This is a genomic window from Stenotrophomonas sp. YJH_SMC_12-1, assembly GCF_059370935.1.
This window is the reverse complement of record NZ_JCAFUD010000003.1, coordinates 18,542-37,752: the sequence shown is the minus strand read 5'-3', so window position 1 is coordinate 37,752 and position 19,211 is coordinate 18,542. Positions and strand designations below refer to the sequence as shown.

Sequence of the window (19,211 nt, the reverse complement as noted above, 5' to 3'; positions counted from 1 at the left end):
GGCAGGATCAGGCTTCGTCCACAACGGAGCCTTCCATGACCGAGTACCAGATCCCCGGCCGCGTACCGGACGACAGCACGCCGCGTGATGCGGTCAGCAACTACTGGCGTGAGCGCTACACGGCCGAGCCGTATTACGACGACCAGCTGTTCTTCGAGGATTATGAACCGGCCTACCGCATCGGCCACGCCGCGCGTGCGCAGGACATGATCCGCGCCTACGAACAGGTCGAAGCTGAACTGGAGTCGCGCTGGGCCAGCGAGCGTGGCCGCAGCCGGCTGGAATGGGCGCAGGCGCGCGGTGCCGTGCGCCGTGGCTGGGAGGATGCGCAGTTGGCGGATCCGCGGTTGAAGCGATAACGCCGTGCTTTTGTCGGGCCGAGCCTACGCTCGGCTCGACTCCACAAACGCCGCAGGACAGCCGAGCATTGGCCCGGCTCTACACATTCACTCCTGTTCCGGCAGCGGCGGCACGGCCGCGCTGCGCTTGCTCTCACCGCCACCGGCGGCGATCAGGTCGCGGGTGTTCTTCTGCACCGCCACCGCGCCGAACAGCGACAGTGCATACGCCATGCCGTAGAAGCCCTTCTCGCTCGGTGCCAGCGTGGCATTCCACAGGCCAACCAGCAGCAGCATCAACGCCGACAGCAGTGCGAACCAGCACAGCGCGTAGTACAGGCCACTCACCGGAATGCCCTCGACGCGGTCACGCACGCTCTTCTGCAGCGACACCGCCGCGAACAGGCCGAACAGCAGCAGGGTCAGGTAGTAGCCCTTTTCGTTGAGCGCCATCGTGGCGTTGAACAGACCGATCAGGTAGGCCGCCGCACCCAGCAGCAGGGCCACCCATGAGGCGGCGATGAAGGCGGTGGAGGGCTTGTGGGGCATGGCAGTGTTCATTGCAGATCCTTGGCAGGCAGACGGGCACGCTTTGCCCGGGCGTGCCCACCCTAGACGATCCCGCCGCGCTCGCACAGGGGTCGCAGGACCTTCGGGCCACGACGCTCACGACGCCAGTGGTATACAAGGGACAGCCCGGCCATCCGCATCCCCGCCCTGGAGATACCCATGACCCGCACGCCCCTGCTGCTCGCCCTCGGCCTGGTGCCGATCCTTGCCACCTCCGCCTGCAATGCCGCCGACCCGGCCGCCAACGGCGCCCAGACTGCGGCGCCCGCAGCCTCCACCACTGCCGACCAGCGCCCGTTCACCGCAACCGAAATCAGCCGGTTCGACCAGCCGTGGGCGATGACCTTCCTGCCGGACGGCAGCCTGCTGGTCACCGAAAAGCGCGGCAAGCTGCAGCACCTGGACCTGGCCAGCGGCCAGAAGCACGAGATCACCGGCGTTCCGAAGGTCGCTTACGGCGGCCAGGGCGGCTTCGGTGACGTGATCCTGCACCCGCAATTCGCGAGCAACCACGTGATCTACCTCAGCTATGCCGAGGAAGGCACGCTGGACACCCGCGGCGCCGCCGTGGCCCGTGCCACGCTGGCGCTGGACGCCAACGGTGCCGGCCAGCTGAAGGACCTGAAGGTGATCTGGCGACAGAGCCCGAAGGTGAGTGGTGAAGGTCACTACGGCCATCGCCTTGCTTTCGGCCCGGACGGCAAGCTGTGGATCAGCTCCAGCGAGCGCCAGAAGTTCGATCCGGCGCAGGACATGGGCGGCAACCTCGGCAAGATCATCCGCCTCAACGATGATGGCAGCCTGCCCGCCGACAACCCGTTCGCCTCGCAGGGCGGCGTGGCCGCGCAGGTGTGGTCACTGGGCCACCGCAACATCCTCGGCATGGCCTTCGATGCCAACGGCAAGCTGTGGGCACACGAGATGGGCCCGGCCGGCGGTGACGAACTGAACCTGATCGTGCGCGGCGCCAACTACGGCTACCCGATCGTTTCCAATGGTGACCATTACGACGGCCGGCCGATTCCCGACCACGACACGCGCCCGGAATTCGCCGCGCCGAAGGTGACCTGGACGCCAGTGATCTCGCCGGCCGGCTTCGTGATCTACAGCGGCAACCTGTTCCCGCAGTGGAAGGGCAGCGGCTTCATCGGCGGCCTGTCCTCCACCTCGCTGGTGCGCGTGGCCTTCGACGGCGACAGCGCGCGCGAAGCCGAACGCTTCAACATGGGCGAGCGCATCCGCGAAGTGGAACAGGGCCCGGATGGCGCCCTGTGGCTGCTGGAAGACGGCAGCAAGGCGCGCCTGCTGAAGCTCACCCCGAGCACCTGAGGTAGTGCCGGTCGCTGGCCGGCACGTTTGTCCGCAACGGCCCCGCACGCGGGGCCGCCTGCGTTCATTGGATGGTGATGACCTTCACCTCGGTCTTCGTGCAGGCCTGGTCCAGGCACTGCCCGTTCAACCACACCTGGCCGCTGCCGATCATCACGCCCTGCTGGTTGACGAACACCTTGCCGAAATCCTGCTCGGACACCGCCTTGACCACCGCCGGGGTGATGATCTTCTCGTAGTTGCGCTGGAACTCACCGGGGCCGGTGATCTTCTTTCCGCCACCGACGTTCAATGGAAAGCGCACTTCCTCGACCACCGCAGCGCGATCGCCGCCAACCACGGCGGCCTTGAACGCATTGAAGACCTTCTCGAACTGCGCCGCATCGCCAAGCAGCGTTTCGATGCGCGCGCGTGCGTCTTCGGCGGGCGCTTCCGCTGCGGGCGCGGCCGGTGCCGAAGCAGCGGGTTCAGTGGCAGATGCCGCAGGCGTTGCCGGGGCGCTGGCCTCCATCGGCGGCGGTGCATCCGCCGCAGGCTCGGCCGGCGGTGCCGCCGGCTGCGAGCAGGCGGCCAGCACCAGGGCGGGAATCAGACAAGCCATCCGGCGCATGCGCGCACTCCATCGAAACAGGGAGCCCGATGGTAGCGTCGCCGCGGTGAGGACAACAAAAAGGGGACGGAGGGGATTAAGTCGTTAGTGGCACAAACGACTTAATTCCCTCCGTCCCCTTTTTCTTCGATCAGGCCTTCAGCAGCTCGAACTGCACGGCTTCGCCGGCCGCCGAGGACGCGCAGACCCACAGGTCGAAGTGGCCCGGCTCGGCACGCAGCACGCCGTCGCGGCCGGTGAAGGCCAGCTGCTCGCGGGTGAGGGTGAACACCACGTCGGTCGACTCGCCTGGCTGCAGTGCCACCTTGCGGAAGTCCTTCAGTTCACGCACCGGACGCACGCGGCTGGCCACGCGGTCGTGGATGTACAGCTGCACCACTTCCTCGCCGGCCACGTCGCCGCTGTTGGTCAGGGTGGTGGTGATGGTGAGGGTGTCGTCCCAGCCGAGCTGCGCCGCACTCAGCCGCGGCACGCCGTAGGCGAAGGTGGTGTAACCGATGCCGTGGCCGAACGGGTACAGCGGCTCGTTCGGAATCTCGCGCCAGCGAGCCTTGAACTCCGACATGGTCGGCAGTTCCGGGCGGCCGGTGCGCGGGTGGTTGTAGAAGTACGGCTGCTGGCCGGACACCTGCGGGAAGCTGACCGGCAGGCGGCCGGACGGGCTGTAGTCGCCGAACAGCACATCAGCCACGGCATGGCCGGTCTGCGTGCCCAGGTACCAGGTCACCGCCACGGCCTGCGCATTGCGCACCGCGCCCTGCAGTGCCAGCGCGCGGCCGTTGCGCAGCAGCACCACCAGCGGCTTGCCGGTCATCGCCACCGCCTCGGCCAGTGCCTGCTGTGCCGGCGGCAGGGTGATCTCCACGCGCGACTGCGCTTCACCGCTGTAGCGCTGCGGTTCGCCCAGCGCCAGCACCACCACGTCGGCGCGCAGCGCGGCAGCCACCGCTGCTTCGGTGCCGCCCGGAATGGCAGTTTCCAGTTCGCAGCCCGGCACGATCTCCAGCAGCGCTTCATCGCCGATGGCGGCGCGCACGCCGGTTTCCAGGTCCACGTAACGCTGCTTGTCGCCGAACAGGGTCCAGCAGCCTTCAATGTTCTCGCGGTCCTGCACGAACGGACCGATCAGCGCGATCTTCTGCCCGGTCTTCTGCAACGGCAGCACGTTGTCGCGGTTGTTCAGCAGCACGATCGAACGGCGCGCGGCATCGCGCGACAGTTCGTCATGCGCGGCGAGGTACGAGGTATCGGCTTCGCGCGCCGGGTCCAGCGAACGGTACGGGTCGTCGAACAGGCCGATGGTTTCCTTCAGCCACAGGATGCGGCGCACGCCCTCATCCAGTACCGCCATCGGCACCTCGCCGCTCTCGACCAGGCCCGGCAGGTGCTCGGCGTAGAAGCCGCTCTGCATGCTCAGGTCCAGGCCGGCGGTGAACGCCTTGGCGGTGGCATCGCGGTCGTCGGCGGCATAGCCGTGCGCGACCAGTTCCATATCGGCGGTGTAGTCGGAGATCACCACGCCCGGGAACTTCCATTCACCGCGCAGGATGTCGGTCAGCAGTTCGGCGTTGGCACTGGCCGGCACGCCGTTGATGTCGTTGAACGAGGACATCACGGTGATCGCGCCGGCGTCGAAGGCGGCCTTGAACGGCGGCAGGTGCACGTCGCGCAGGGTCTGCGGCGAGATGTCCACCATGTTGTATTCCATGCCGGCCATCACCGCGCCATAGGCGGCGAAGTGCTTCGGCGTGGCCAGCAGCGAATCGGCGGCGCGCAGGTCGCTGCCCTGGAAGCCGCGCACGCGGGCGGCGGCAAAGGCACAGCCCAGCACCACGTCCTCACCGGCACCTTCGGCGCCACGGCCCCAGCGCTGGTCGCGGGCGATGTCCACGGCCGGGGCATAGGTCCAGTGCAGGCCGGCAGCGGTGGCCTCGATGGCGGTGGCGCGCGCGGTGCGCTCGGCCAGCGCCGGCTCGAAGCTGGCGGCCTCGCCCAGCGGAATCGGGAACACGGTGCGCATGCCGTGGATGACGTCGGCCGCCAGGATCACCGGGATGCCCAGGCGGCTCTCTTCGGTGGCGACCTGCTGGATCCGGCGGCCCAGTTCGGCGCCCACACCATTGAACAGCGAGCCGACCTTGCCCTCGCGCACCTGCTGCAGCACCTGGTCGGCATTGCGCACGTTGGCTTCCGGGTTCACGTCCGGGGCGAACGGGCGGACCATGTCCGCGAAGACACCCAGCTGGCCGACCTTTTCCTCGACGGTCATCTGGGCAATGAGGGATTCGATGCGATCGGAGGCCACCGGCAGTCCTTGATGAAAACGTTTACAAGCCCGGCATTCTAGCGATCCCGGGCGATTTGGCGAGGGGTTTGTTCATTCAGTTTCAGCCACCAGCGCGGTCCGTATGGCCCCGCCGGGGGCACCGCAGCTTACTCCGAGCCGGCCAGCTGGCGCTGCCCGGCCATCAACATGGCGTCGCTGGAGGCCTGGAACACCCGCAGGCCGAAGGCCGGCAGGATCGCCAGCAGGTGGTCGAAGATGTCCGACTGCACCGCCTCGTACTCACCCCAGGCGGTGCTGCGGGTGAAGCAGTACAGCTCCAGCGGCAGGCCTTCGGTGGTTGGCTGCAGCTGACGTACCAGCAGGGTCATGTCGGTATGGATGCCCGGGTGGCTGCGCAGGTAGCGCTCCACATAGGCACGGAAGGTGCCAAGGTTGGTCACCCGGCGGCTGTTGACCTCGGCCACGCCCTGCTCGCGCAGGCGCCCGTTCCACTGCCCCAGCTCCTGCTCCTTGGCCTGCAGGTAGTCGCGCAGCAGCGCGAATTCACCGAGGAAGGCCAGGTCGCCCTCGTCCAGGAAACCGACGCTGTGCTGGTCCAGGTACAGCGCGCGCTTGATCCGGCGCCCACCCGCCTCCTGCATGCCGCGCCAGTTCTTGAACGACTCGGTCACCAGCTTCTTGGTCGGGATGGTGGTGATGGTCTTGTCGAAGTTCTGCACGGTGATGGTGTGCAGGGCGATGTCGATCACATCGCCATCGGCGTTCTGGCTGGGCATCTCGATCCAGTCACCGATGCGCACGCGACCATCGCCACTGATCTGTACGCTGGCCACCAGCGACAGGATGGTGTCCTGGAAGATCAGCATCAGCACTGCGGTGGCGGCGCCGAGACCGGTGACCAGATAGCGGAGGTCGACGCCGGCCAGGGTGGCAACGATCGACAGGCCGGCGATCACGAAGATGACGATCTTGGCGACCTGCAGGTACCCCTTGATCGGCTTGTTGCGTGCCTCGGGGCGGCGCTCGTAGAGATCATTGGCCGCATCCAGCGCATGCGAGATGGCCAGCACCACGGTCAGGATCGCCCACGCCTGGCAGGCGCCGATGATGAAGCTCACCAGCCCCGGCGGCAGGTCCGGCACGATGCGGATGCCCGAGGCGATCACCTGGCTGGGCACCACATTGGACAGACGCGAGATCACCCGCATCAGGTGGCTGCCGCGGCCGGTATCAGCACCCGGCAGGCGGCTGAGCAGGCGTCGCAGCCCGCGCAGCAGGATGCGCTTGGTCACCCAGTTGGCCAGGCCAGCGGCGATCAGCAGCGCCGAGATCATCAACGCCAGGTAGGCGCCAGGATAGGGTTCCAGTGTGTTCTGCAGCCGTTCCAGCCACTGTACCGCCACCACCGCGTCCACCATCGGTTGTCTCCTGTCTGTTTCGTTGTTGCCAAGGTTGCCGGCCAGCGGCCGGCACTACCGGGGTTGCTGGCCAATGGCCGGCACGACCGGGTCAGTCCCGCGTGCGTTCGATGATCACGCCCACCGCGCGCGCGCCGCGCACCGCGCCCGGCTTGCTCAGCTTCAGGCGCAGCCACTTCACGTCGAATTCGTCCAGCACGATCTGCGCGCAACGTTCGGCCAGGGTCTCGACCAGGCCGAACTCCGACTCGCGCACGAACTGTTCCAGGCGCTTGCTCACCGCCTTGTAGTTCAGGGTGTGGGCGATGTCATCGGTGGCTGCGGGGCGACGGTTGTCGAAGCCCATTTCCAGGTCGAACACCAGGTCCTGGCGGATCCGCCGCTCCCAATCGTAGATGCCGATCAGGGCGTCGATCGTCAGCCCCTCGATGAAAACCTTGTCCATTGCGGTTACCAGCCGAATACAGACGGCCATGGTACCGGCACGGCGGTGAGCCTGCCCGGAACGGGCGGCGGGCCACCGGCGTGGGGCGGTCCGGAAAAAACAAAGGGCCCTGCTAGCGGGGCCCTTTGGTACCTCTCAACGTCCCCGGGGGGAGCTGGAATCCAGCCGCGAGTCCCGGAGCACACGATGCAGATCGTGACGTTCATTTCCTCTACGGTCCAGAGTCAATCACGACATACTGGAGGAAGCCCAAGGCGATACAGGAATTTTGCTGCCTGACACGGCGGCATTGCCCGATATCACGCCTGCGGCAACCAGCGCAGGCTAGTGATCCGCCATGTGGTCCCGTATTTGATGAGAGAGCAACGAATCCTGCAGGCAGCGCTGTCACGCCCACGGTGGGCGACGTACAAACGCATTGCATACCGGCACTGTTTGGACGCCGCCTCACTTTACGTATGGAACATGCAGATGTGCGGCGCGCTGCTATCTCCCCTGCACGTCTGTGAAATCGTAATCCGCAATGCGGTGGCCGCGGCGCTGGCGCATACCTTCGGGCCGCGCTGGCCCTGGCATCCTGCACTGCTGCAGCGGATGCCAGCAGATGGCGCGTTGTCGGCCTTGCAGGATATCCATAGACAGGCAGATCCTCGGATGGACACTCCGGAGATCATCGCCAGTCTTCGTTTCGCTTTCTGGCAGCAGCTTTTCACGCGGCGCTTCGAGGGAGCCATCTGGGCGCGGGGCTTGAAGATTGCGTTGCCAAACGCGCCACAGGATGCTCTCAGCGTGGTCCGCACGAACATCCACGCTGACCTCGACCGCATCCGCCACCTGCGCAACCGCATCGCCCATCACGAGCCCATCCTCGAGCGCGACATCGGCGCCGACCTGGCCGCGATCGGGCGGCTGATCCATGCCCGCTGCCCACACACGCTGGGCTGGCTGCAGCGCCATGAGCGGGCGACAACCGTGCTGGCGGCGTCGCCGTTGGCAGTGCATCGGTAATGCGTCCGCCGGCCGTGGCCCGACGCTACCGGTTCACACCGCCGGCAGGGTCGCCATGTCCCAGCGCGGGGTCACATCCACCTTCGGCGGGCTGTGCTGGCCAGCTTGCAGGCGCAGCGCGCCGGCGAAGGCGATCATCGCGCCGTTGTCGGTGCACAGTGCCGGCCGCGGGAAGCAGGCGCGGCCGCCGAGGCGCTCGGCCATCTGCTGCAGGCGGGCGCGCAGGCGCTTGTTGGCGCCGACGCCGCCGGCCACCACGATCACGTTGGTGCCCGCCGCTTCCAGCGCGCGCTCGCACTTGATCGACAGGGTCTCGACCACCGCATCTTCAAAGCCCCGGGCGATGTCGGCACGGGTCTGCTCGCTCTGGTCGCTGTCGCGCCAGGCCATCAGGACCTGGGTCTTCAGGCCGGAGAAGCTGAAATCCAGCCCCGGGCGGTCGGTCATCGGCCGCGCGAAGCGATACGCGCCCGGCGTGCCCTGCTCGGCCAGCCTGGCCAGCTGCGGGCCACCAGGGTACGGCAGCCCCATCAGCTTGGCGGTCTTGTCGAAGGCCTCGCCGGCCGCATCATCCAGGGTTTCGCCCAGCAGGCGGTACTGGCCGATCGCATCCACCGCCACCAGCTGGGTATGGCCACCGGACACCAGCAGTGCCACGAACGGCGCTTCCGGCGGGTCGTCTTCCATCAGCGGGGCCAGCAGGTGGCCTTCCATATGGTGTACGCCCACGGCCGGTACCTCCAGCGCCCAGGCCAGCGAACGCGCCACGCCCGCGCCCACCAGCAGCGCGCCGACCAGGCCGGGACCGGCCGTATAGGCCACGCCATCGATATCACCTACCCCCAGACCGGCTTCGGCCAGGGTCTGGCGCACCAGCGGCAGCAGCTTGCGGACGTGGTCGCGGCTGGCCAGCTCTGGCACCACCCCCCCGTATTCGGCGTGCAGGGCGATCTGGCTGTAGACCGCATGGGCGCGCAGGGCCGCGCTGCCGGACAGGCCGGTGTCATACACCGCCACGCCGGTCTCATCACAGGAAGATTCGATGCCAAGGACTCGCATGCCTGCTATTATGACGCCCCTGCCGCCCCCTCGGGGGATGTGCAGATCTCACTGCTTTCGAACTTCCGGCCCGTATTCAGGGTTGGCCGCTTGCAGTTTGTCTATTCGCCGCTATAATGTGCGGCTCGCCGGGCGTGACCCGGTTCTACTGTGTCCCGGAGATTCCATGCCCAGCGTCAAAGTCCGCGAGAACGAGCCCTTCGAGTTTGCTCTTCGCCGCTTCAAGCGCACTTGCGAAAAGGCCGGTGTGCTGGCCGAAACCCGCAAGCGCGAGTTCTACGAAAAGCCGACCCAGGAGCGCAAGCGCAAGGCCGCCGCTGCTGTGAAGCGTCAGCTGCGCCGCTCGTCGCGCGACGTCACCAAGCGTCAGCGCCTGTACTGATCGGACGCATCTTCATTGCGGCGGGCCTGCCTGTCGCGATGGAGCCGAAGCCGGCACGCGCGAGCGTCGCCGGCTTTTTGCGTTTCCGGGTTCGGGCATCCGCGCCCGCCCCACCTACCACCACGAGGTTCCTCATGAGCATGAAGCAGCAGCTCACCGAAGACATGAAGGCCGCCATGAAGGCCGGCGAGAAGCACAAGCTGGGCGTGATCCGCCTGATCAATGCCGCCATCAAGCAGCGCGAAGTGGACGAGCGCATCGAACTGGACGACACCGCCGTGATCGCCGTGCTCGACAAGATGGTCAAGCAGCGCAAGGACTCGGTCAGCCAGTACGAAGCCGCCAACCGCGAAGACCTGGCCGAGATCGAGCGCGCCGAGATCGTGGTCATCGAAGCCTACCTGCCGGCCAAGATGGGCGAAGCCGAGATCGTGGCCGCCATCCAGGCCGCCATCGCCGAAACCGGCGCCTCCGGCCCGGCCGACATGGGCAAGCTGATGGGCGCACTGAAGCCCAAGCTCGCCGGCCAGGCCGACATGGGCCTGGTTTCCAAGCTGGTCAAGCAGCTGCTGGCGTAATCCAGCACTTGCGGTCGGATCCCTTCCGCGACACGGAAGGGCTCTGACCCCATTGATGCACCCGCTTCACCGCACCTTCGTCGGTCGCCTGCTACAACCGCACACATGGTTGAACCCGAGCCCAACGTTCCCGTGTCACTGCGCAAGTACATCAAGCGCCTGCAGGACAGCTTCCCGATGGCGGTGGCCAAGCGCTTCATCGACGTCGACGTGCTGACCCAGGCAGCTTCCGTCTCCTTCTACGCCCTGCTGTCGATGGCACCGTTGCTGGTGCTGCTGCTGTGGCTGACCGCCTCGCTGTACCCGCCGGCCCAGCAGGCACTGATCGACCAGATCAGCTCGGTGGCCGGCAGCAGCGCGGCCACCGTGGCCGAAACCGTTCTGAAGAACGCCGACAACCAGCCGGATGTCGGCTCGCTGGCGGGTGTGTGGAGCACGCTGCTGCTGTTCGTCGGCGCCACCGCCGTGTTCGCCCAGCTGCAGAACGCACTGAACCTGATCTTCCGCACCAGCGGCGAGCGCCTGGAAGGCCTCAAGGCCTGGCTGCGCAAGCGCGTGTTCTCGTTCGGCGTGGTGCTGGCGCTGGGCTTCCTGCTGATCCTGTCGATGACCGCCACCACGGTGCTGCAGGTGGCCTTCGCGCAACTGCCCTCGATCCTGCCCGCGCTGGGGTACGTCACGAGCCTGCTGCTGTACGCAGTCGGCTTCGCCTTCATGTACCACTACCTGCCCGACCGTCGCGTGGCGTGGCGCCAGGCCTTCATCGGCGGCGTCATCACCTCGGCACTGTTCGCACTGGGCCGGTACGGCATCGGCGTCTACATCGCCACCGTGGCCCCCGGCAGTGCCTACGGCTCGATGGGCGCGCTGGTGATCTCGCTGGTCTGGATCTACTACGCCACCGTCGTGTTCTTCGTTGGTGCCCTGATGACGGCGGTGATCGATGAGCGCCTGCGCGCGCGTCATCACCTGGCCGCAGCCGGCATTGATCCGGCAACCGCCAGCCAGGTGCCCGACAGGGGGTAAACTAGGCCGACCGCCCCCGGTTCCGTCGCGTGGTCCTGCACCGCGCCCTGCCCTGTTGCCCATGGCCCGTATCCCCGACGCTTTCATCGACGACCTGCTCGCCCGCACCGACATCGTCGAGGTGGTGGGCAGCCGCGTGCCGTTGAAGCGCCAGGGCAAGGAGTACGCCGCGCGCTGCCCGTTCCATGACGAGCGCTCCGCGTCGTTCACGGTCTCGCCCACCAAGCAGTTCTATCACTGCTTCGGCTGCGGCGCGCACGGCACCGCGATCAGCTTCCTGATGAACTACGACCGCCTCGAGTTCCTCGACGCGGTGGATGAGCTGGCCAAGCGCGCGGGCATGGAAGTACCGCGCAACGAGAACCCGCGCAGCCCCCAGCAGCAGGACGACAGTCGCGAGCTGTATTCGGCACTGGATGCCGCTGCCCGGTTCTTCCAGAAGAACCTGGAAGGCAGCGACAAGGCACGCAGTTACCTTGATGGGCGTGGCGTGGACGAAGAGAACCGCGCGCGCTTCCAGATCGGCTACGCCCCGGATGGGTACAGCGGCCTGCGCGATGCACTGGGCAAGGACGAGCGGCGCATGAAACTGCTCGACCGCGCCGGCCTGTTCTCGAAGAACGACCGCGGCCACGTCTACGACAAGTTCCGCGACCGGGTGATGTTCCCGATCTTCGACCGCCGTGGCCGGGTGATCGCCTTCGGTGGCCGCGTGTTCGAGAAGGACGACGGCCCCAAGTACCTCAACTCGCCCGAAACCGCGCTGTTCCACAAGGGCCGCGAACTGTACGGCCTGTGGCAGGTGCGCCAGGCCAACCAGAAGATCGAGCGGCTGATCGTGGTCGAGGGCTACATGGACGTGGTCTCGCTGTTCCAGTTCGGTGTCACCCAGGCGGTGGCAACACTGGGTACCGCAACCACGCCGGACCATGCCGAGCTGCTGTTCCGCAACGCGCCGGACGTGTTCTTCTGCTTCGACGGCGACGCCGCCGGCCGACGCGCCGGCTGGAAGGCGCTGGAGTCGGTGCTGCCGCGCATGAAGGACGGCCGCCAGGCCTTCTTCCTGTTCCTGCCCGATGGCGAGGACCCCGACACCATCGTGCGCAAGGAAGGCGCCGAGGCCTTCAACGAGCGCCTGAAGCAGGCCACGCCGCTGTCGCAGTTCTTCTTCGATGAACTGACCCGCGAGATCAACCTGGGCACGCTGGACGGCAAGGCGCGCCTGGCCGAACGCGCAAAGCCGATGCTGGCGCAGATTCCCGACGGTGCCTTCGGCGACCTGATGAAGCAGCAGCTGGCGCAGCTGACCGGGCTCGGCGGCAACGCCCAGGCTGCACGCACGCCGATGCCGCAACGCCAGCCTTCGCGCACGATCCAGCCAGTGGCCAGGCGCAGCCTGGTGCGCGGCGCGATCGCCGTGCTGCTGCAGCAGCCGTCGCTGGCGCTGACCCTGGGCGGCAAGCATCACTTCCAGGGCCTTCGCCTGCCGGGTGTGGAACTGCTGCTGGAGCTGCTGGGGCTGGTCGAACAGCGCCCGGACATCAGCACCGGCGCCCTGCTGGAACACTTCGACGGCCGCGAGGAACAGGCCTCGCTGCATACATTGGCCGCACAGACGCTGCCCGGCACCGAAGCCAGCTGGACCCAGGAACTGCACGACGCAGTGGCCCAGCTGGAGAAACAGCTGCTGGTGCAACGTCTGGAGGAGTTGTTGGCAAAGCAGCGCCAGCAGGGCCTCGACGATACTGACAAATACGAACTGCGCGAGCTGTTGAAGGCCCGCGCCGGACTGCGCTTGTAGCGGCAGGACGTTTTCACGGAGAGGACCATGCTGCTGCGCCTGACCTGCCTGCTGTTGTTGTCGCTCTGCCTGCCACTGACGGCCCTGGCCGAAGACGTGCCTCTCAACGAAGTCCGTCCCGGCCTGTATGCCGGTGGCCAGCCCAGTGCCGCACAGCTGCAGGCCTTGGCCGCACGGGGCGTACGCACGGTGATCGACCTGCGCCAGCCCGACGAGGACCGGGGCTTCGATGAAACCCGCGCGGCCGAATCGCTGGGCCTGCGCTATGTGCGCATTCCGGTGGCCGGCGCCGAGGGCCTGGATACGGCCAATGTGCGCGCGGTGCACCAGGCCCTGCAGCAGAGCCAGGGGCCGGTGCTGCTGCACTGCGCCTCCGGCAACCGCGCCGGTGCCGTGCTCGGCCTGGTCAATGCCCACTACGAACATGCCAGCCCGGAGCAGGCGCTTCAGCTCGGCCAGCGCGCCGGCCTGAAGTCGCTGGAAGCCGCCACCCGCCAGCGCCTGGCCACACCGGTCACTTCGCCCTGAACAACCCTCCGCACCAAGGACTCTGCCCACCATGACCCGCTGGTGGTCGCGCCTGCGACCGGACAACTTCACCCTCGCCCTGCTGTGCACCGTCGGCCTGGCCTCGCTGCTGCCGATGAAGGGCGCCGCCGCCATCGTGCTCGACGATGTCACCACCGTCGCCATCGCCGCGCTGTTCTTCCTGCATGGCGCGCGCCTGCCGCGCGAGTCGATCATCGGCGGCATGCTGCACTGGCGGCTGCACCTGACCATCCTGGCCTGCACCTTCCTCCTGTTCCCGCTGCTGGGGCTGATGTTCAAGCCACTGTCGGGCTGGCTGCTGACTCCGGAGCTGTACCTGGGCGTGCTGTTCCTGTGCACCCTGCCGTCCACCGTGCAGTCGTCCATCGCGTTCACTTCGATGGCCCGCGGCAACGTGCCGGCAGCGGTGTGCAGCGCCTCGCTGTCGAGCATCCTCGGCGTGTTCCTGACCCCACTGCTGCTGACCGCGCTGGCCGGCACCTCCGGCGGCGTGCATGACCCACTGCACGCGATCGGCGGCATCATGCTGCAGCTGCTGGTGCCGTTCGTGGCCGGCCACCTGCTGCGGCCGTGGATTGCCGGCTGGGTGGAGAAGCAGCGCGCGCTGCTGCGCTACACCGACCAGGGCACGATCCTGCTGGTGGTGTATTCGGCGTTCGGCGAAGCGGTGACCGAAGGGTTGTGGAGCAAGACGCCGCTGCTCTCGTTGCTGGCCGTGGCCGTGGTGGCTGCCGTGCTGCTCGGCATCGCCATGCCGCTGATTACCTTCATCGCCCGCCGGCTGCGCTTCAACCGCGAGGACGAGATCGCCATCGTGTTCTGCGGCTCGAAGAAGAGCCTGGCCACCGGCGTGCCAATCGCCAAGGTGCTGTTCGCCGGCGGCAGCCTCGGCGCGATCGTGCTGCCGGTGATGATCTACCACCAGATCCAGCTGATCGTCTGCGGCGTGATCGCGCAGCGGTATGCGCGGCGCAAGCCCTGACAGGGCACGCGGGTTGTTCCGGGTAGACCATCCACGCATGGCGTGGATCTACTCCAAACCACGGATGGCGTGAACCACCAGTAGATCCACGCCATGCGTGGATGGGTTGCCTGACACTACGGATCCACGAGCGTGCCGACGCTCAGCTCCGGCATCCACACCCACAGGTCGTACGCCCGTTCCGCATGGGTATCGCCCCGCAGCCGCGGGGCCACCTGCTCTGGAAGTGGCCGCGCCATGCAACGGTCCGCGCACGCCCACGCCTGGCCACGCAGCGCACCCAACCGCACGCTGTAGATATCCAGGTCCCGCAGCTGGGAGGCCATCGGCCGCCTCTGCATTTCCGGCGGCATACCTTCCGGCCGCCGCAGCATGGCGTGGACATTGCCAGTCAGCACCAGCATGCGTGCATTGTCTGGCAACCCTCGATAGAGCCGTCGCAATTCGGCTGCCATGAAGTCATCGCGCGTCTGGTTGCCGCCACTGCTGGCATTGACGTCATAGCCAACCACTTCGATCACGCGCCCCTGCGCCTTCAGCACACGGAGGCCTTCGATCATCGCCAGCATGTCGCGGCTACGGCGACCATCATGCTGGTCATCGCGCACGGTCCAGAACGCGCGGCCGTGCAGGTGCCGGCGCGCCCTGGCCCCGCCATCGGATTCCAGATAGTCGCGCAGCACAGGGTTCTCGGCGCGTGGCAGTTCCAGCGCCAGCAGGACCGGGCCGTTGCGGCTGTAGTCGTCCACCAGCTGGCGTACCAGCAACGGGGTCTCGCGGGTGCCGTGGAATTCGCCCAGTACCAGCAGGCGGTGCTCACCGGCATGCTGGCGGATCTGCGCGGCGGTGTCATCGGCATGCGCGGTGAGGGCTACACCCAGCGCCAGCAGCAGCGCGGTGGTCCAACGGAAGATCGAATGCATCCCTGCGCCTTCCTTTCCTTTGCGGTCAGGAACAGCAATGGCGACGCAGCAACCGCGGTTCAAGTAGATCCACGCCGTGCGTGGATGCTCCCGCCATCAGACCGGGCCTGAGTCGAGCGTGGCTCGACTCTACAAAGGGCAGCCGCTCACAGCCAGGGCAGGATCCAGTGGTCCACCAGCAGGAAGGCGAACAGCGCCATCAGGTACACGATGGAGTAATAGAACATCTTCATCGAGAACAATTCGTCCGGCGGGTTGAGCATGCGCCAGGCATACCAGAGGAACACCGCGTTGAGCACGATCGCGCCGCCCAGGTAGAACGCACCGCTCATGCCCACCAGGTACGGCAGCAGGCAGACCAGCGCCAGCACCACCGAATACACCATGATCTGCTTGCGGGTATGCACCACGCCGTGGGTCACCGGCAGCATCGGGATCTCCGCCTTGGCGTAGTCCTCGCGGCGGAAGATCGCCAGCGCCCAGAAGTGCGGCGGGGTCCAGATGAAGATGATCAGCACCAGCAGCGACGAGTACGCCCAGTCCGACGAACCCTGCATGCCGGTCACTGCGGCCCAGCCCAGCATCGGCGGCATCGCGCCGGCCAGGCCACCGATGACGATGTTCTGCGAGGTCGCACGCTTGAGGTACACGGTGTAGATCACCGCGTAGCCGATCAGCGAGGCGAAGGTCAGCACGGCGGTGATCAGGTTCACCCACAGCACCAGGATGGTCATCGACAGCACGATCAGCACGCCGGCAAACACCAGCACCTGCCATGGCTTGACCTTGCCCACCACCAGCGGACGCCACGAGGTGCGCGCCATCTGCGCATCGATGTGTGCGTCCAGCAGCTGGTTGATGGCGGCTGCGGCCGAGGCCGCCAGCCAGATGCCGAGGAAACCGAGCACACCGGCGCGCACCTGCTCCCAGCTCGGCACGCCCGGAATGGCCAGGACCATGCCGACCAGGGCGGTGAAGACGATCAGGGCAACGACCTTGGGCTTGGTCAGGTCCCAGTACTGGCGGTAATTGGAAAACATGGAGTCAGTCCGGGGCGCGCAGGCGGGCCAGCAGGCTGACCAGCACGAACAACAGGGCAACGGCCACGCCGTTGTGGGCCACCGCCACTTCCAGCGGCAGCGCCAGCTTCACGTTGAGGATGCCGAGGGTGACCTGCAGCACCAGCAGCGCGATCAGCGCGCTGGCCCAGCCACGCATGCTCGGCAAGCGGAACAGGCGCACGCCCAGCCACAGCAGGTAGACGGCCACCACCACCGCGAACAGCCGGTGCGCCATCTGGATGGCGATACGCGAGGCGCCATCCAGCACGCCGCCTTCGTAATCCACGCCGATGCCGCGCCACAGGGTGAAGCCTTCGACGAAGTTGTGCTGCGGCCACCACTGGTTGGCACAGCGCGGGAAGTTGTCCAGCGAGGCGCTGCCGCCGCCGCAGGCCAGCGCCGCGTAGTTGGCACTGACCCAGCCGCCCAGTGCGATCTGGGTGACCAGCACCGCCACGCCGATGCGCAGCACCCACTTCAGCTTCGGTGCTTCGGCCAGGGTGATCGGCATGTGCGTGGCGCGCCAGGCCATCCAGACCAGCAGCGCGAACATCAGCATGCCGCCCAGCAGGTGCCCCATCACCACGATGGGCTTGAGCAGCAGGGTCACCGTCCACATGCCCAGCAGGGCCTGGAAGATCACCACGGCCAGGGTCAGCAGTGCAGCGCGCGCCAGGTCGATGTTGCTCCAGCGCAGCGCGGCGATCAGCAGGATCGCCTCGCCGATCAGAGCCAAGGTACTGGCGGTGCCATGCCAGCCCATCATGTACAGCGGTATGCCGGCGGCCACCAGCACGCAGGCGGTCACCACCGCCGTGCTTCCGAATCGCCGCTTGCGCGTGGCCAGCAGCGCCAGGGTCAGGATCTCGATGCCCAGTGCGCCGGCCAGGAAGCGGTGCACCTGTTCACGCCAGGCCTTGTGGGTCTCCAGCGGGCGGATCTCCGCCGCCGGGTGGCCGATGGTCTCTTCCACGTGCTGCGGCCAGGTGGCCTGGCCATAGCAGGTCGGCCAGTCCGGGCAGCTCAGGCCGGCATCGGACAGGCGCACGAAGGCGCCGAACATGATCGTGCTCGCGGTCATGATCATGGCGAACCACGCCAGGCGGTGGAAATTGCGGTGCAGCGCCGGACGCGCGGAAAGGCTCATCAAACGGGACTCACTTCAGTTTCAGCAACGTGGCCATGTCCTTGCGCAGGCCACCGAGGTCGGAACCCGGGGCATGGCGCATGATCACGAAGCCGTTCGGATCGATCACGTAGACCGGCAGTCCCGCCGGATCATCGACGCCCGGCAACGCCGCGCGCAGGGCTGGCGACGGAGCCAGCGGCCGCAGCGCGGGCAGCGAGGCGATCGACGCCGGTGGCGTACCCAGCCACAGGATCTCGACATTATCGGCGTTATGGCCGAACAGCTGCCACACCTTGCCCAGTCCCTGCGACAAAGTGACGCACTGCGCGTCGCAGGCACCGGCCGGCGCCACCAGCAGGCGCCAGGTACGGGCTTCGGGGTTCCACGGGTACGGCTGGCCGTTGGCCAGGGTCGGCGCCTGCTGGCGCAGGTCCACCGGCGGCTTCAGCAGCTGGCCGGCATTGCGGTGCCCGGTGGGCTGCCAGCCAGAGAAGCGCAGCACGGCGGCCAGCGCCATCGCCCCGAAGAACACGGCAAACAGCAGCACCAGGGTCCGGCGGCCGGAGCCGCGCGCCTGCGGGGACGTAGCAGTGTTCATGCGGGGCATTTTCTCATGGTTGGGTGAGGGATGCGGGTGTGACGCCGCGGTAGTGCCGGCCGCCGGCCGGCATCCAGGAATGCGGGGGTTGCCGGCCAGCGGCCGGCACTACCGGGCAGCACGTCGCCTGCGCCACTCCAGTACCAGCGCGACCACCAGCACGGTCAGGGCCAGCCCGAACCACTGCACGGCGTAGCCCAGGTGGCGCTGCGGCGGCAGCGTGTTCGGCAGCAGGTCCAGGTCGCGTTCGTCGCCAAATGGCAGCGCCGGGTCCAGCCGCAGGACGCGATCGGGCAATGCCGGCAGGCCAAGCGCCGCCGCCAGGCCCTCGTCGGGCAAGCGGCTGGCCAGCCAACGCCCGGCCTCATCGGTAGCGGAGAACGCCGGGCCCAAGGCCAGCCCCGCCGACGGCGGCGGCGCCAGCAGGCCACGCACCGCCACCGGCGAAGGCGGCGACGGCACATCCGGCAGCCTGCGATCGGGCGGCAGCGCGCGCCAGCCCAGATCGACCAGCAGCACGCTGCCCTCGTCACTGCGGAACGGGCGATAGATCTTCACGCCCGCGCGGCCGTGCCGGGTCTGGTTGTCCAGCAGCACCACGCCGGGCAGGAAACGGCCGTGGTCGGCCACGCCGTGCAATGCGCCAGGTGCAGCCAGGGCCTGCGCCAGTGGCATCGCCTGTGCCACAGCTGGACCTTGTGCATCCAACATTGCCTGTTTGGCATGCATGCGCTGCAGCTGCCACAGCCCCAATGCGGTGAAACCAACCATTGCCAGCACCGCCAGCAGCCATGCGATCACGCGCGTGTGCTGGCGCATCATGACAAGTCCGCGCAAACGCGGTCAGATAGGCGCATCCACCCTGCCCTCGAGCCGCGCATGAGTGATTCGCTGAAGACCCTGCTGGTAATCGCGTTTCTGATCGTCATCGTCTGGAATCTGGGCGCCGGCCTGTATTACCTGCTGGTCGACCGCGGCCAGACCAAGCGCACGGTCAACGCACTGACGCGCCGCATCGCGGTGTCGGTTGCGTTGATCCTGCTGGTGATCGTGAGCATCTACATGGGCTGGATCAAACCGCACGGCATCGGCGGCTGAGGTCACCGATGCGTGCGCGG

At 67.3% G+C, this 19,211-nt stretch carries 21 protein-coding genes; 10 read left to right on the top strand and 11 right to left on the bottom strand.

Features of this window, described 5'->3' with window-relative positions; genetic code table 11:
• Positions 1 to 35: 35 nt before the first annotated feature.
• Complete coding sequence (locus AC5P8Y_RS06365; RefSeq protein ID WP_033833647.1) at positions 36 to 359, top strand: hypothetical protein; 324 nt, start codon at positions 36 to 38, stop codon at positions 357 to 359.
• A gap of 87 nt (positions 360 to 446) precedes the next feature.
• On the opposite strand, the gene yiaA is transcribed toward AC5P8Y_RS06365, so the two are convergent.
• The gene (gene yiaA, locus AC5P8Y_RS06360; RefSeq protein ID WP_033833646.1) at positions 447 to 899 is read right to left on the bottom strand and encodes an inner membrane protein YiaA; all 453 of its coding nucleotides are present in this window, start codon (positions 897 to 899) and stop codon (positions 447 to 449) included.
• A 168-nt stretch (positions 900 to 1,067) separates the two neighbouring features.
• Here yiaA and AC5P8Y_RS06355 point away from each other — a divergent pair, with 168 nt between their 5' ends.
• Positions 1,068 to 2,237 carry a PQQ-dependent sugar dehydrogenase gene (locus AC5P8Y_RS06355; protein WP_049433370.1) on the top strand — a complete coding sequence of 390 codons (1,170 nt, stop codon included), beginning with the start codon at positions 1,068 to 1,070 and terminating at the stop codon, positions 2,235 to 2,237.
• Between the two features lie 64 nt (positions 2,238 to 2,301).
• Here the strand turns inward: AC5P8Y_RS06355 and AC5P8Y_RS06350 are convergent, their stop codons facing one another.
• The 4 genes from AC5P8Y_RS06350 to folB form a co-directional block, all read right to left on the bottom strand.
• Entirely contained in the window at positions 2,302 to 2,847 is a 546-nt protein-coding gene (locus AC5P8Y_RS06350) for a hypothetical protein (RefSeq protein ID WP_049433369.1), read from the bottom strand.
• A gap of 130 nt (positions 2,848 to 2,977) precedes the next feature.
• Complete coding sequence (locus tag AC5P8Y_RS06345) at positions 2,978 to 5,152, bottom strand: glycoside hydrolase family 3 N-terminal domain-containing protein (RefSeq protein ID WP_049433368.1); 2,175 nt, start codon at positions 5,150 to 5,152, stop codon at positions 2,978 to 2,980.
• A gap of 128 nt (positions 5,153 to 5,280) precedes the next feature.
• On the bottom strand, positions 5,281 to 6,552 hold the full coding sequence (locus AC5P8Y_RS06340; RefSeq protein ID WP_005407808.1) for a mechanosensitive ion channel family protein: 1,272 nt from the start codon (positions 6,550 to 6,552) through the stop codon (positions 5,281 to 5,283).
• Positions 6,553 to 6,643: 91 nt separating this feature from the next.
• Positions 6,644 to 6,997 (bottom strand): dihydroneopterin aldolase, encoded by a 354-nt coding sequence (folB, locus tag AC5P8Y_RS06335; protein ID WP_005407807.1) that lies wholly within the window; start codon positions 6,995 to 6,997, stop codon positions 6,644 to 6,646.
• A gap of 354 nt (positions 6,998 to 7,351) precedes the next feature.
• Between folB and AC5P8Y_RS06330 the strand changes: the two genes are divergently transcribed.
• Complete coding sequence (locus tag AC5P8Y_RS06330; RefSeq protein WP_049396178.1) at positions 7,352 to 8,005, top strand: hypothetical protein; 654 nt, start codon at positions 7,352 to 7,354, stop codon at positions 8,003 to 8,005.
• A gap of 33 nt (positions 8,006 to 8,038) precedes the next feature.
• Here the strand turns inward: AC5P8Y_RS06330 and tsaD are convergent, their stop codons facing one another.
• On the bottom strand, positions 8,039 to 9,064 hold the full coding sequence (gene tsaD / locus AC5P8Y_RS06325; RefSeq protein ID WP_032966370.1) for a tRNA (adenosine(37)-N6)-threonylcarbamoyltransferase complex transferase subunit TsaD: 1,026 nt from the start codon (positions 9,062 to 9,064) through the stop codon (positions 8,039 to 8,041).
• Between the two features lie 166 nt (positions 9,065 to 9,230).
• On the opposite strand from tsaD, the gene rpsU reads away from it, so the two are divergent.
• The 6 genes from rpsU to AC5P8Y_RS06295 all read left to right on the top strand — a co-directional run bounded on the left by rpsU (position 9,231) and on the right by AC5P8Y_RS06295 (position 14,382).
• Positions 9,231 to 9,446, top strand: a complete 216-nt coding sequence (gene rpsU / locus AC5P8Y_RS06320) for a 30S ribosomal protein S21 (RefSeq protein ID WP_002808376.1) — start codon at positions 9,231 to 9,233, stop codon at positions 9,444 to 9,446.
• A 134-nt stretch (positions 9,447 to 9,580) separates the two neighbouring features.
• Positions 9,581 to 10,024: a GatB/YqeY domain-containing protein gene (locus AC5P8Y_RS06315; RefSeq protein ID WP_005412032.1), complete on the top strand. Its 444-nt coding sequence runs from the start codon at positions 9,581 to 9,583 to the stop codon at positions 10,022 to 10,024.
• 105 nt (positions 10,025 to 10,129) lie between these two features.
• Entirely contained in the window at positions 10,130 to 11,050 is a 921-nt protein-coding gene (locus AC5P8Y_RS06310) for a YihY/virulence factor BrkB family protein (protein ID WP_049402636.1), read from the top strand.
• Positions 11,051 to 11,111: 61 nt separating this feature from the next.
• Positions 11,112 to 12,851, top strand: a complete 1,740-nt coding sequence (gene dnaG / locus AC5P8Y_RS06305; protein WP_033833640.1) for a DNA primase — start codon at positions 11,112 to 11,114, stop codon at positions 12,849 to 12,851.
• Positions 12,852 to 12,878: 27 nt separating this feature from the next.
• Positions 12,879 to 13,379, top strand: coding sequence for a protein tyrosine phosphatase family protein (locus AC5P8Y_RS06300; RefSeq protein WP_033833639.1), 501 nt, complete (start codon positions 12,879 to 12,881; stop codon positions 13,377 to 13,379).
• Between the two features lie 31 nt (positions 13,380 to 13,410).
• Complete coding sequence (locus AC5P8Y_RS06295) at positions 13,411 to 14,382, top strand: bile acid:sodium symporter family protein (RefSeq protein ID WP_005407800.1); 972 nt, start codon at positions 13,411 to 13,413, stop codon at positions 14,380 to 14,382.
• A gap of 116 nt (positions 14,383 to 14,498) precedes the next feature.
• Here AC5P8Y_RS06295 and AC5P8Y_RS06290 read toward each other — a convergent pair whose 3' ends face one another.
• From AC5P8Y_RS06290 to AC5P8Y_RS06270, 5 genes are all read right to left on the bottom strand, one after another.
• Positions 14,499 to 15,305, bottom strand: coding sequence for a hypothetical protein (locus tag AC5P8Y_RS06290; protein WP_033833637.1), 807 nt, complete (start codon positions 15,303 to 15,305; stop codon positions 14,499 to 14,501).
• 146 nt (positions 15,306 to 15,451) lie between these two features.
• Positions 15,452 to 16,345 carry a heme o synthase gene (gene cyoE, locus AC5P8Y_RS06285; protein WP_005407798.1) on the bottom strand — a complete coding sequence of 298 codons (894 nt, stop codon included), beginning with the start codon at positions 16,343 to 16,345 and terminating at the stop codon, positions 15,452 to 15,454.
• A gap of 4 nt (positions 16,346 to 16,349) precedes the next feature.
• Complete coding sequence (locus AC5P8Y_RS06280) at positions 16,350 to 17,513, bottom strand: COX15/CtaA family protein (protein WP_005407797.1); 1,164 nt, start codon at positions 17,511 to 17,513, stop codon at positions 16,350 to 16,352.
• Between the two features lie 10 nt (positions 17,514 to 17,523).
• The gene (locus tag AC5P8Y_RS06275) at positions 17,524 to 18,093 is read right to left on the bottom strand and encodes a redox-active disulfide-containing membrane protein (RefSeq protein ID WP_033833636.1); all 570 of its coding nucleotides are present in this window, start codon (positions 18,091 to 18,093) and stop codon (positions 17,524 to 17,526) included.
• 108 nt (positions 18,094 to 18,201) lie between these two features.
• Complete coding sequence (locus AC5P8Y_RS06270; RefSeq protein WP_033833635.1) at positions 18,202 to 18,915, bottom strand: SURF1 family protein; 714 nt, start codon at positions 18,913 to 18,915, stop codon at positions 18,202 to 18,204.
• A gap of 57 nt (positions 18,916 to 18,972) precedes the next feature.
• Between AC5P8Y_RS06270 and AC5P8Y_RS06265 the strand changes: the two genes are divergently transcribed.
• Complete coding sequence (locus AC5P8Y_RS06265; protein WP_005412025.1) at positions 18,973 to 19,191, top strand: twin transmembrane helix small protein; 219 nt, start codon at positions 18,973 to 18,975, stop codon at positions 19,189 to 19,191.
• Positions 19,192 to 19,211 lie beyond the last annotated feature (20 nt).